Below are 12,865 nucleotides of genomic sequence, written 5' to 3'. Positions count from 1 at the left end.
GCACAGTACGACAACATCACCGCGTGGATGCGGTAGAAACATCGATGGCTATTTCCCCTTTCCCTGATTCCCCACGGATGTACTGATGAAGACTGGCACGATGGCACGGTGATAACCGCGACGACTCCGAAGGGTGAACGGCGTCGCCAGGCGCTGGTGGCTGCCGCGGCCGAGTTACTGCTCGAAGGTGGTTTCGACGCGGTGCGGCATCGCTCGGTCGCGACCCGCGCCGAACTGCCCCTGGCCTCCACGACCTACTACTTCGAGTCCCTCGAGGATCTGATCGCGCGGGCGGTCGAGTTCAGCGGTAACGCCGAACTCGAGGCCATGCGGCGGCGGATCGGTGAGGTGACCCACCGCCGTCGCGGTGCGGAGGCGACCGTCGACCTGGTGCTCGACCTGCTGATCGGACCCGAAGGCGTGGACGAGGGGGCCCGCGGGCGGTTGATCGCCCGCTACGAACGCACCGTCGCCTCGGCCCGGCATCCCGAACTGCGGGAGGTCCAGCTCCGACTACGCGGGCAGCTGGACGAGCTGCTCTCCGATGTGCTGCGCCGATCCGACCGGATCGTGCGGCCCGAACAACTGCGCAGGCTGGTCGCGGTGGTCGACGGCGCGGTGGTCGCCGCGCTCAGCGAATCCGACCCGCAACCCCGGCGGCTGGCCCGCGGCGCCCTGCTGGAGGTCATCGATATCGTCGCTCCCGCGACGCACCAGCCGGTCGACCGCTACCGGTCACTAGACTGACCGGACGTGACCTCAGACCTGATCCCCAACGTCCTCGCCACCCGCTACGCCAGTCCGCAGCTGGTGCATCTGTGGTCTCCCGAGCAGAAGATCGTGCTCGAACGGCGGCTGTGGCTGGAGGTGTTGCGCGCCCAGGCCGAACTCGGTGTCGATGTGCCGGCCGGTGTGGTCGAGGACTATCAGCGGGTCGTCGAACAGGTGAACCTGGCCTCCATCGCCGAACGTGAGCGGGTGACCCGCCACGATGTGAAGGCCCGGATCGAGGAGTTCAACGCCCTCGCCGGGCACGAGCACGTCCACAAGGGGATGACCAGCCGCGATCTCACCGAGAACGTGGAACAGTTGCAGATCCGGCTGTCGCTGGAACATATCCACTCCCACGGCGTCGCGGTGGCCGCCCGGCTGGCCGAACGGGCCGCCGAATACCAGGCGCTGGTGATGGCGGGCCGTTCGCACAATGTCGCCGCGCAGGCCACCACCCTGGGTAAACGTTTCGCCTCGGCCGCCGACGAAATGCTCATCGGGCTGACCAGGCTGCGCGAACTCATCGACCGCTACCCGCTGCGCGGTATCAAGGGTCCGATGGGGACGGCGCAGGACATGCTGGATCTGCTGGGCGGTGACGCCGCGAAACTCACCGCGCTCGAACAGCAGGTGTCCCGGCATCTCGGCTTCGGCAGCGTGCTGACCAGCGTGGGGCAGGTCTATCCGCGTTCCCTGGACCACGATGTACTGTCCGCGCTGGTGCAGATCGGCGCCGCGCAGTCCTCGCTGGCCCACACCATCCGGCTGATGGCGGGCCACGAATTGGTGACCGAGGGTTTCCAGCCGGGCCAGGTCGGCAGTTCGGCCATGCCGCACAAGATGAACACCCGATCCTGTGAACGTGTGAACGGCCTGCAGGTGGTGCTGCGCGGATACGGCTCGATGGCCGCCGAACTCGCGGGCGCGCAGTGGAACGAGGGCGATGTCTTCTGCTCGGTGGTGCGCCGGGTCGCGCTGCCGGACGCCTTCTTCGCGATCGACGGCATGATCGAGACCTTCTTGACAGTGCTCGCCGAATTCGGCGCCTATCCGGCGGTGATCGCGCGTGAACTCGACCGTTATCTGCCGTTCCTGGCCACCACCCGCATCCTCATGGCCGCGGTCCGCGCCGGGGTCGGACGGGAGGCCGCGCACGAGGTGATCAAGGAGCACTCGGTGGCTGTCGCCCTGGCCATGCGGGAGCAGGGGCGCGAACCGGATCTGCTGGACCGGCTGGCCGCCGACACCCGGATGCCGCTGGACCGAGCCGCGCTGGAGGCTGCGCTGGCGGAGAAGTCGGCGTTCATCGGTGCGGCCGATGCGCAGGTTGCCGACGTTGTGGCCCAGGTGGGCAAGCTGGTTGCCGCCTACCCGGAAGCGGCCAGGTATACGCCGTCACCGATTCTCTGACGTGCGGTGTTTTTTGGCGCCGCCTGCGGCGTCGCGGGGTCGAGGCCCCCTCGGTCTCGCCGTTCAGGCCTCGAGACTCGAGCCTTCGGCTCATGCGACGTGCGGTCGGCCGTCCGAGAAACGCGACCTTTGAGCACCTCCGGCCAAGGGCGCGACGGGCCTCACCCCTTCGAGGTGTCTCGTAAGACTCGACGCATGCGGGTTGCGTCGGCATTCGACGACCTGGTCCGCATGCGGACCAGGTCGCGGAGGGGACCGTTATCGGCTTCCTCGACGCATGCGGGTTGCATCAGCGTGAATGTCCGGATCCGGATGTTTTTCTCGTCCTTCTCTCTTCTACGGTTGGTCCACCTCAGTGGCGGGGCCCGCCCCGGTTCTGGAGCGACGTAGCGAAGGAGCGCAGCGACTGAGCGAAGGAGTGAAGAACCGGGGTTAATAGGGCCCCGCCAGCGGCGCCGCAGGCGCCGCCAATAAACACTGCTACTCATGGATCCGTATTCGATTTTCGCCGACATCATCGCGGGGCGGGCGCCGTCCAGCAAGGTCTACGAGGACGACGACGTCCTCGCGTTCTTGGATATCCGGCCGATGACGCCGGGGCATCTGCTGGTGGTGCCGAAGAAACCGGCCCGGGAACTCGCCGAACTCGATCCGGTGCTGGGCGGGAAGCTCTTCCAGGTGGGGCAGCGGTTGGCGGCGGCACTGCGGGACAGTGAGGTCGCCTGCGACGGGGTGAACTTCTTCCTCGCCGACGGGGTGACCGCCGGGCAGGAGGTGTTCCACGTCCACCTGCACGTCATTCCGCGCACTCCGGGTGACGGGTTCGGTTTGCGGGGGCGGCCGCGTACGCCGCCGCGAGCGGATCTGGATTATCTGGCCGGTTCCATCCGAGGCGCGTTGCAGCGCGGCGAGTGATCGGCGGTTTCCCACCCGGGGGGTCGTTTCACGGATCGGGAACAAATGGGCCCGTAAGATCGTCTGTCGATTATAGTCAGTATGTTTGCTGTGAATATGCTGTATGTGCGCTGTCACCGGGTCGGAATGGTGAGCATGGGCATGAGCTAGTTTCCGGGGTGGGCTAGGGAGGTGCGAACGTGCGATATCTTCGGATAGCTGTACTGATGCTGGGGGTGATCGGTTTGGCTGCCGGGCTCCCCGTTCTCCAGCCCGCTCCGGCCGCTGCGGCCGAAGTCGTACGAATCGACGAGCTCAGCCCGACGCGTTCGGCGGTGTTCATCGCCTCCCCCGCCATGAACCAGGTCGTGCAGGTGCAGGTACTGCATCCGGCGGGCGACGGCAGCCGGTCCAGCTACTACCTGCTGGACGGGCTCGATCCGGGCACCGAGCAGAGCACCTGGACCAATGCGACCGACGCCGAACGGTTCTTCCTCGGCAAGAATGTGAACGTGGTCCTCCCGGTCGGCGGTAAGGCCAGCTATTTCACGGACTGGCAGCGTGCCGATCCGGCGCTCGGCCACTATCGCTGGGAAACCTTCCTGACCCGGGAACTGCCGCCGATCATCGACGGTGATTTCGCCGGTAACGGGCAGAACGCGATCGGCGGTCTGTCGATGGGTGGGCACGCCGCGTATATCCTCGCGGCTCGGCACCCCGAGCTGTACACGGCGGTCGCCGGGTACAGCGCCTGCCCCGATACCGGGCTGGCGACCGCGGCGGTGCAGTTCTCGATCATGACCAGGGGCGGCAACCCGGACAATATGTGGGGTCCCGGCGGTAGCCCGGACTGGGCGGCCCACAATCCGGCGCTCATGCTGGACCGGCTGCGTGGAAAGACCCTGTTCCTGTCCACCGGCACCGGCCTGCCCGGGCCGCACGAGCTGGAACTGAAACCGCAGTTGCCGGAGAACATCGTGCTCGGCGGGCCGATCGAATTCGCGGTCGATACCTGCGTGATCTCCTTCGAACGCCGGGCCCGCGCGGCGGGGCTTCCGCTCCGGGTGGATTACAGCCCGGTCGGCACGCATTCCTGGTCGTACTGGAACGATCAGCTGAAGGCATCCTGGCCGATTATCGGCCCCGCGATCGGCGCCTGATCGATCAGTGCGGTTCGCCCCGGCCGCAGCCGTGGACGGTGGTGGCGCCGGACCTGCGGCGTGGGCCGCTACGGTGGTGGCCATGGCTGACAGTGGTAGTTCGGTAACCGACGTGGCCGCCGCGGCGGTCGCGCCCACGGCGAAGACGGTTCCGTTCGAGCGGGTACACCACGGCGATCGGTTCGTCGACGAATACGAATGGCTGCGGGACAAGGAGAACCCGGAGGTGATTGCCCATCTCGAGGCCGAGAACGCCTATACCGAGGCCCGGACGGCGCATCTGGCGCCGCTGCGCGAGAAGATCTTCGACGAGATCAAGAGCCGCACCCAGGAGACCGATCTGTCGGTGCCGACCAGGCTCGGCGACCACTGGTACTACTCGCGCAGCTACGAGGGCAAACAGTACGGCGTGCACTGCCGGTGCCCGATCGACGCGGACGCCGCCGGCATCGACGCCTGGACCCCGCCGCAGCTGGAGGCCGGGACCGAGATCCCCGGCGAACAGGTCCTGCTGGACAGCAATGTGCTCGCCGAGGGGCACGATTTCTTCGCGCTGGGCGCGTTCTCGGTGAGTCATGACGGGAACCTGCTGGCCTTCTCGGTGGATACCGCCGGCGACGAGCGCTACACGCTGCGGTTCATGGATCTGCGCTCCGGTGAACTGCTCGGCGACGAGATCCCGCGGACCGCGCCCGGGGCGACCTGGTCGCTGGACGGCAGCCACGTTTTCTATCAGACCGTCGACGAATCCTGGCGGCCCGACACCGTGTGGCGGCACCGGCTCGGCGATACCTCGGCCGCGGATGTGCAGGTCTTCCACGAGCCGGACGAACGGTACTGGGTGAGTGTCGGTGCCACCAGGTCGGAGAAGTACCTGATGATCTGGGTGGGATCCAAGATCACCACCGAGGGCTGGGTCTTGGAATCCGACGATCCGACCGGTGAGTTCCGGGTGCTGCTGCCGCGCCGCGAAGGGGTGGAGTATTCGGCGGAGCACGCGGTGGTGGCGGGACAGGACCGGTTCCTGGTCCTGCACAACGATGTGGTCGACGGGGTGAAGGCGGAGAATTTCGTACTCGCCGAGGCCCCGGCCGACGATCCGTCCCGGCTGCGCACCCTTATCGGGCACCGCGACGATGTCCGGCTCGAGGATATCGATGCCTTCGCCGGGCAGCTGGTACTCAGCTATCGCCGCGAGGCACTGACGCGGGTCGCGGTGTGGCCGCTGAACGCAGACGGGTACGGCGAACTACGGGAACTCGATTTCGAGCTGGAGCTCTACAGTGCCGGGCTCGGCTCCTGCCCGGAATGGGATCAGCCCACCCTGCGGCTCGGTCTCACCTCGTTCATCACCCCGACCCAGGTCTTCGACTATGTGGTGGAGACGGGTGCGCTGCTGCTGCGCAAGGAGCAGCCGGTGCTCGGTGGATACGACGCGAACGACTATGTGCAGCACCGGGACTGGGCGGTGGCACCGGACGGTACCCGCATCCCCATCTCGATCGTCGCCCGGCGCGACACCGATCGGGTCGAGGGCCCGAAACCGTTGCTGCTCTATGGATACGGCTCGTACGAGGCGAGTATGGATCCGGGCTTCTCGGTATCGCGGCTATCGCTGCTCGACCGCGGCATGGTCTTCGCGATCGCGCATGTGCGCGGCGGCGGTGAGATGGGCCGGCAGTGGTACGAGAACGGCAAAACTCTCACCAAGAAGAACACTTTCACCGATTTCGTCTCCTGCGCAAGGCATCTCGTCGACAGTGGGGTCACGGCGCCGGACCGGATGATCGCGGACGGGGGCAGCGCGGGCGGGCTGCTGGTGGGTGCGGTGGCGAATATCGCGCCGGAACTCTTCGTGGGTGTACTGGCGAATGTGCCGTTCGTCGACCCGCTCACCTCGATCCTCGACCCCTCGCTGCCGCTCACCGTGATCGAATGGGACGAGTGGGGAAATCCCTTGGCGGACAAGGTCGTCTACGAGTACATGAAATCGTATTCGCCCTATGAGAACGTCGAGGCCAAGGATTATCCGGCTATTCTGGCGATCACCAGCATCAACGACACCCGGGTGCTGTACGTGGAACCGGCGAAATGGGTCGCGAAACTGCGCGCCACCAAAACCGGCGACGCGCCGCTGCTGCTCAAAACAGAGATGAGCGCGGGGCACGGCGGGGTCAGCGGACGGTACGAGAAATGGCGTGAGGTCGCCTTCGAGTACGCGTGGGTGCTGGACACGGTCGGTCTCGGGGAGAAGTAGCCGGCCGGGCGGCGCGGCGGATCGTATCCCGATGTTCGCCGCCCGGTCATACGCACTGCACGGTCTGGTCACCGGCCCTGCATGCGCAGGTCATCGGTACTGCACGCCATGGACACCTGCGCCTGTCATTGTCGGTATATGAACGCTGAGCTGCTCGTTTCGGTGTCGGGCGTCCGGGAAACCACTCGGGACGCGGCGATCGGTTTCGCCGAGGAGATGGATCAGCGCGGGGTGCGGTTGTCGCTACTGGTGGCGCCGCGCCTGAAAGGGGGGTACCGGCTGACCGACGATCCCACCACCCGGACCTGGCTGTGCGGCCGCCGCGGTCGCGGTGACGCCGTGGTGCTGCACGGCTACGACCAGGCAGCCACCAAACCGCGCCGGGCCGAATTCGCCGCATTGCCCAAACACGAGGCACTGCTGCGGCTGACCGCCGCCGACCGGATCATGGAGCAGGTCGGGCTGCGTACCCGGTTGTTCGCCGCGCCCCGCTGGGACGTCTCGGCCGGTGCGATCTCCGCACTGCCCGAGCTCGGGTTCCGGCTCTCGCTCGGGTTGACCGGTATCCACGATCTGGAGCGCAACGCGGTGCAGAAGGGGCGGGTGTACGGAATAGGGGAGGGGTTCCGCGCCGAACCCTGGTGGTGTCGCGCACTGGTACTGGGCGCCGCGCGCACCGCGCGCCGCGGCGGGATGCTGCGTCTGGCGGTCTCGGCCGCGCAGCTGGGCCGGCCGGGCCCGCGGCAGGCGATGCTGGACGCTGTGGATCTCGCGCTCTATCACGGTGCGCACAGTGAGGTGTACCGCTGGGAACCGGTGCGCGCCGTACGCGCGGCCTGAGGCTCCGCCGCCCCTTTCCGGCGATAGTGGGGCGGCGGTTTCCTCGTCCCGAGACCCCTGGCCCGCCGGGATGAATCCGGATGAACCACATCGCCGTGTTATGCATGAGTCATGCATGATCGCCGGACCGCGAACCTGCTCGGCACCGCGGCCCTGGCGGTCACCGATCTGATGCTCGAACGGGTGACCGAGGATACGGGTATCGGGGCGAGCGCTGCGGCGGCGCTGGTGGTGCTGGCGGGATCGCCCGGGTTGAGCGGCACCGAACTGGGCCGGCGGGTGGGTTCGAGTCAGCCGGCGGCGGCGCGGATGATCGACACATTGCTGCGGCGCGAGTTCGTCGAACGCCGGACCGGGCGGGGACGCGAAATCGCTGTCCGGCTCACGGATCGCGGGCGCCGCGCCGCCGCGGATATCCTGGCCGCCCGCAGCGACTATTTGACCCAGGTGCTCGCCCCGCTCGACACATCCGAACGCGCAATCCTGGCCGCGCTGCTGGACAAGCTGCTGACCGGCCTCCACTCCGATATCGGCAATGCCGACCTGGTGTGCCGTCTCTGTGACCGGAGAGTGTGTACGACCGACGCCCAGTGCCCGGTGCGGGAGGCGGAACGTGCACAGCCGGGATGACCCGCGCCGCATGTCGGCCGAACCGGTGCACGCTCGATGGACGGGACCGGGATACGGTGTCGGCGAACGAGGCCGGCGTCGTCCGCCGAGGCGCTCTTCCTGTCGACCCGCACTCGCTGACCGCCGAGCGGCTCCGCGTTCAGAATTCGGCGTCGCCCTCCGGTCGCAGGATCGTGAATTCGGTATCGGCCTTGCGCATTTCGTCGAGCCGGCCGAAATACACCCCCCAGGCCTGCTCGGCGATGATCCCGTAATGGATCGGGAAGGCCAGCCGTGGTGCCACCGCGCGCAGGTAGTCGACTGCCTCGCTGATCTTCATCCACGGCGCCGCGGCCGGGACGGCGAGGACATCGACCGGCGTGGACGGAACCCACAGCGAATCGCCGGGATGTACGAACCGGGTCGGATTCGCGGCGGTGCCCAGCTGGAATACGGTGTTGTCGACAACCGGCATCTCGGGATGGATCACCGCGTGCCGGCCACCGCCGCCGGTGATGCGCAGACCGTCGAGGTCGACGATATTGCCCGCGTGCAGCGCCTCCCAGGCCCCGCCCCGCAGCTCCGCGGTCTGCGGATCGGAGAACAGACGCGCGCCGGGATTCGCCTCGATCAGCGGATCGATCCGGTCGGGATCGATATGGTCGGCGTGCTGATGGGTGACGGCGATCGCGTCCAGTCCGGTGAGGCCTTCGAAACCGTGGGAGAACGCGCCGGGATCGAAGAGGATCTTCTTCCCGTTCAGTTCGACGAGTACGCAGGAGTGACCGAAATGGGCTACATGCATGCACGCAAGGCTAGTACTGCATATGTTCGGTCACCCGCCGCGACCGTCCGGCCATCGGGCAATTAGGCTGCTCAGGTAACCCATCCGCGTCCCGGCGCCGACGCCGGGCGCAGCTCATCCCCCTTTTTGTGAGGAGCAACCTGTGGCACGTGTCGTGGTCGAGGTGATGCCGAAGGCCGAGATCCTGGATCCGCAGGGGCAGGCCATAGCCGGTGCCCTGCCGCGCCTGGGATTCGAAGGCGTCACCGACGTCCGGCAGGGCAAACGCTTCGAACTCGAGGTCGGTGACGATGTCAGCGACGACGAACTCGCTTCGATCGCTGAATCGCTGCTGGCCAACACGGTGATCGAGGACTGGAAGGTGGTGCGCGTCCCGTGACCGCCCGCATCGGGGTCATCACTTTCCCCGGCACCCTCGACGATGTGGACGCGGCCCGTGCGGTCCGCTTGGCAGGTGGCGAAGCCGTCGACCTGTGGCACGGGGACGCCGACCTCAAGGACGTCGACGCGGTCGTGGTGCCCGGCGGATTCTCTTACGGCGACTATCTGCGCTGCGGTGCCATCGCCCGATTCGCCCCCGTGATGGGCGCGGTCGTGGAAGCCGCCGGTAAAGGTATGCCGGTACTCGGGATCTGCAACGGCTTTCAGGTGCTGTGCGAGGCGGGCCTGCTGCCCGGGGCTCTCACCCGCAACGAAGGCCTGCATTTCATCTGCCGCGACCAGTGGCTGAGTGTCGAAGCGGCCGATACCGCGTGGACCTCCCGCTACGAACCGGGCGCGCAGATCCTGGTCCCGCTGAAATCCGGGGAAGGTCGCTATCAGGCCCCGCAGTCGGTGCTGGACGAACTCGAAGGCGAAGGCCGGGTGGTGTTCCGCTACGCGGGCGACAACCTCAACGGGTCGCAGCGTTCGATCGCGGGTATCGCGTCGGAGAACAAGCGGGTGGTGGGGCTCATGCCGCACCCGGAACACGCGACCGAAGCTCTGACCGGGCCGAGTGATGACGGGCTGGGGTTGTTCCTGTCGGTATTGGACGCGCTGGTCGCTTCCTGACTCGCCGCGGGATCCCGGTGCGCACACAGGTGTGTACCGGGATCCTGTGTGGGGGAGTCGATGCGCACGGGGCGGCATGATTCGGACCGCGCTCGCCGGCGAAGGGGGAGATGTGACCTGCTCGTAGTCTCGGTCGGCATGTGGACCCGCGGGTTCTCGGCGGATCGGCGGCGTAACGCAGGTCCGGGTATCACGCACACCTGCGGGACCGATCTCATCCTTGTCGGCTCCTCAGCAACAGCCGACCAGACCGAGGGCCCCGCACCCGACACAGGCAACCACGCTTAATGTCACATCATGCCGAGTTCTGCTGTCGCGGCTTCGGCCGCCGGGTTGTGTGAGTTCATCGACGCGTCTCCCTCACCGTTCCATGTCTGCCGGACGATCGCCGAGGATCTGGATGCCCACGGGTTCGTCCGTCTCGCGGAGACCCAGCCCTGGCCCAGCGCGGGAGGCCGCTATTACATCGTGCGCGGCGGGTCCCTCGTGGCCTGGGCCGATCCGGCGCAGGCGGGGCCGTTCCGGGTGGTGGGCGCACACAGCGACAGCCCGAACCTGCGGGTCAAACAGCATCCCGATCTGACCGTCGCGGGCTGGCAGCTGGTACGGCTGGAACCGTACGGCGGCGCGTGGCTGAACTCGTGGCTGGATCGGGAACTGGGGATCTCCGGTCGGCTCAGCGTGCGGGAGGGGTCCGGGCTGGCCGAACGGCTGGTGCGGATCGACGAACCGATTCTGCGGGTGCCGCAGCTGGCCATCCATCTGTCCGAGGATCGGCGCGGGGTGACGCTGGACCCGCAGCGGCATGTGAACGCCATCTGGGGTGTGGGCAGCGAACCCGTCTCGTTCCTCGACTATGTGGCCGAATCCGCCGGGGTCGATCCAGGGTCGGTGCTGGGCTGGGAGCTGATGACCCACGATCTGGCTCCGAGCCGGGTGATCGGCGCCGGCCGGGACCTGATCAGCGCGCCGCGCCTGGACAACCAGGGCACCTGCTACGCGGGTCTGCATGCCTTCCGCGCCGCGGTCGAGGACCCGGGTGCCGCCGTCCCGGTGCTCGCTGTTTTCGACCACGAGGAGGTCGGCAGTCAATCCGATCGGGGTGCGCAGTCCGAGCTGCTGCCCACGGTGCTGGAGCGGATCGTGCTGGCCCGCGGTGGCGGCCGCGCCGATTTCCTGGCGGCGGTCGCGGGGTCGGTGTGCGCGTCCGGGGATATGGCGCACGCAACCCATCCGAACTATCCGGAGCGGCACGAACCCTCGCACGGGATCCAGATCAACGGCGGCCCGGTGCTGAAGGTCAACCAGAACCTGCGCTACGCCACCGACGCCGTCGGCGCCGGTGCGTTCGCGCTGGCGTGTGACCGGGCGGGGGTGCCGATGCAGCGTTATGTGCACCGCGCCGATCTGCCGTGCGGTTCCACCATCGGCCCGATGACCGCGGCGCGCACCGGGATGCCGACGGTGGACGTGGGTGCGCCGCAGCTGGCCATGCATTCGGCGCGAGAGCTGATGGGCGCGGCGGATATCAGCGCCTACGCGGCGGCGCTGGCAGCCTTCCTCGCTCCGAAGAACTGAGTCGTGCAGTCAGGTTCCCGGGCGGCTCGCTCCCGATGGGGTCGGCAAACGACCCGGCGCAGGTGAACGTAAGATTCGTGCTGGATCAACCCTGTCGAGGCCCCCGGTCCGACCCCGACCGTTTTCCGATTCCTGCGGCGCCGATGCCGTACACCAGTCGCGACTTGCGGTACGTACCTGAAGGACATGAGCCCGTGCGCCGGCACGCCGAACCCACGAAAGGATCCCAGCATCTCGTGACCGGAAAACCTAGCGCACAGGCCCCCTCGTCGACTGCTGCGGTGGCGGATCAATTCTGTGGCACGCTAGCTTGCTACTGTGTCAAGTGTGGCGGCGAAGGTGGTGAAGCGGGCTTACAAGTACCGCTTCTATCCGACGGGCGAGCAGGCAGAACAGCTGGCCCGAACCTTCGGCTGCGTCCGCTACGTTTACAACCGGGCGTTGGCGGAACGTTCGCGCGCCTGGACTCAGGAGCAGCGCCGCATCTCATACGCGGAGTCCGACAAGCTGCTCACGCAGTGGAAGCGCGAACGCGAGACCGAGTGGTTGACCGAGCCGTCGAAGGGGCCGTTGCAGGCGGCGTTGCGGAATCTGCAGGGCGCGTACGACAAGTTCTGGCGCAAGCAGGCCCGCTATCCGCGGTTCAAGAAGAAGGGCAGGTCGAAGGACTCGGCGACCTACTTCGCGAACTGCTTCACCTTCCGCGACGGTCGCATCAAGCTCGCGAAGCAAGCCGAGGCGTTGGATATCCACTGGTCTCGCCCACTCCCGGCGGGTGCGGAGCCGTCGCAGGTCACGGTGTCCCGGGATTCGGGGGATCGGTATCACATCTCGATCCTGGTAGAGGAAAAGATCACCCCGCATGCCCCGACCGATGGGACGATCGGGCTGGATGCTGGGATAACATCGCTGTACGCCCTATCGACCGGGGAGAAGGTCAGCAACCCCCGGCACGAGAAGAAAGACCGTGCCCGCATGGTGAAAGCTCAGCGGGCGCTGTCGAAGAAACTAAAGGGCTCCAGCAACAGGGCCAAAGCCCGGCTGAGAGTAGCTCGCATCCATGCGCGGATCGCAGACCGCCGCAGGGACCATCTGCACAAGCTGTCGACTCGACTGGTGCGCGAAAGCCAAGTGATCGCCATCGAGGACCTGAGTGTGCGCAACATGGTTCGGAACCGCTCGCTGGCACGTGCGATTTCGGATGCATCATGGTCGGAGTTCCGCACCATGCTGGAGTACAAGGCGGACTGGTACGGGCGCACAGTGGTGGCGATCGATCGGTTCTATCCGTCGAGCAAGACATGCTCGACGTGCGGCCGGATCAACGATTCCTTGCCGTTGCGTGTCCGCGATTGGACGTGCCTTTGCGGTGCCTCCCACGATCGGGATATCAACGCCGCCAAGAACATACGCGCCGCAGGGCTTGCGGTGCTCGCCTGCGGAGATGGTGTGAGACCGTCCCGCAGCTGATGCAGGAAGGCGACCGTC

General features: G+C 67.0%; 12 protein-coding genes. 11 read left to right on the top strand and 1 reads right to left on the bottom strand.

What is annotated here, in order from left to right; all coding sequences use genetic code 11:
- Positions 1-108 precede the first annotated feature (108 nt).
- The 7 genes from IEY68_RS20115 to IEY68_RS20085 all read left to right on the top strand — a co-directional run bounded on the left by IEY68_RS20115 (position 109) and on the right by IEY68_RS20085 (position 7,962).
- Complete coding sequence (locus IEY68_RS20115; protein ID WP_058853243.1) at positions 109-747, top strand: TetR/AcrR family transcriptional regulator; 639 nt, start codon at positions 109-111, stop codon at positions 745-747.
- A 6-nt stretch (positions 748-753) separates the two neighbouring features.
- On the top strand, positions 754-2,181 hold the full coding sequence (gene purB, locus IEY68_RS20110; RefSeq protein WP_189094398.1) for an adenylosuccinate lyase: 1,428 nt from the start codon (positions 754-756) through the stop codon (positions 2,179-2,181).
- 486 nt (positions 2,182-2,667) lie between these two features.
- A complete protein-coding gene (locus tag IEY68_RS20105) occupies positions 2,668-3,096 on the top strand; it encodes an HIT family protein (RefSeq protein ID WP_058853242.1) in 429 nt (142 codons plus the stop codon).
- Between the two features lie 206 nt (positions 3,097-3,302).
- The gene (locus IEY68_RS20100; protein ID WP_058853241.1) at positions 3,303-4,235 is read left to right on the top strand and encodes an alpha/beta hydrolase; all 933 of its coding nucleotides are present in this window, start codon (positions 3,303-3,305) and stop codon (positions 4,233-4,235) included.
- An 82-nt stretch (positions 4,236-4,317) separates the two neighbouring features.
- Positions 4,318-6,492 carry a S9 family peptidase gene (locus tag IEY68_RS20095; protein WP_058853428.1) on the top strand — a complete coding sequence of 725 codons (2,175 nt, stop codon included), beginning with the start codon at positions 4,318-4,320 and terminating at the stop codon, positions 6,490-6,492.
- Positions 6,493-6,630: 138 nt separating this feature from the next.
- Positions 6,631-7,332 (top strand): DUF2334 domain-containing protein, encoded by a 702-nt coding sequence (locus IEY68_RS20090; RefSeq protein WP_058853240.1) that lies wholly within the window; start codon positions 6,631-6,633, stop codon positions 7,330-7,332.
- A gap of 111 nt (positions 7,333-7,443) precedes the next feature.
- The gene (locus IEY68_RS20085) at positions 7,444-7,962 is read left to right on the top strand and encodes a MarR family transcriptional regulator (protein ID WP_058853239.1); all 519 of its coding nucleotides are present in this window, start codon (positions 7,444-7,446) and stop codon (positions 7,960-7,962) included.
- A gap of 139 nt (positions 7,963-8,101) precedes the next feature.
- On the opposite strand, the gene IEY68_RS20080 is transcribed toward IEY68_RS20085, so the two are convergent.
- A complete protein-coding gene (locus IEY68_RS20080; RefSeq protein ID WP_058853238.1) occupies positions 8,102-8,746 on the bottom strand; it encodes an MBL fold metallo-hydrolase in 645 nt (214 codons plus the stop codon).
- Between the two features lie 142 nt (positions 8,747-8,888).
- Here IEY68_RS20080 and purS point away from each other — a divergent pair, with 142 nt between their 5' ends.
- The 4 genes from purS (at position 8,889) to IEY68_RS20060 (ending at position 12,847) form a co-directional block, all read left to right on the top strand.
- Positions 8,889-9,125 (top strand): phosphoribosylformylglycinamidine synthase subunit PurS, encoded by a 237-nt coding sequence (purS, locus tag IEY68_RS20075; RefSeq protein ID WP_058853237.1) that lies wholly within the window; start codon positions 8,889-8,891, stop codon positions 9,123-9,125.
- The gene (gene purQ, locus IEY68_RS20070) at positions 9,122-9,799 is read left to right on the top strand and encodes a phosphoribosylformylglycinamidine synthase subunit PurQ (RefSeq protein ID WP_058853236.1); all 678 of its coding nucleotides are present in this window, start codon (positions 9,122-9,124) and stop codon (positions 9,797-9,799) included. The genes purS and purQ overlap by 4 nt, the downstream gene beginning before the upstream one ends.
- Positions 9,800-10,096: 297 nt before the next feature.
- Positions 10,097-11,377 (top strand): M18 family aminopeptidase, encoded by a 1,281-nt coding sequence (locus tag IEY68_RS20065; RefSeq protein WP_082681115.1) that lies wholly within the window; start codon positions 10,097-10,099, stop codon positions 11,375-11,377.
- A 342-nt stretch (positions 11,378-11,719) separates the two neighbouring features.
- A complete protein-coding gene (locus IEY68_RS20060; RefSeq protein ID WP_189094408.1) occupies positions 11,720-12,847 on the top strand; it encodes an RNA-guided endonuclease TnpB family protein in 1,128 nt (375 codons plus the stop codon).
- The last annotated feature ends 18 nt before the right edge of the window (positions 12,848-12,865 follow it).

It is taken from the genome of Nocardia jinanensis (genome assembly GCF_014645735.1).
GTDB lineage: Bacteria > Actinomycetota > Actinomycetes > Mycobacteriales > Mycobacteriaceae > Nocardia > Nocardia jinanensis.
Note: the sequence above shows the minus strand (reverse complement) of the source record. Positions and strands in the feature narration are given on the sequence as shown.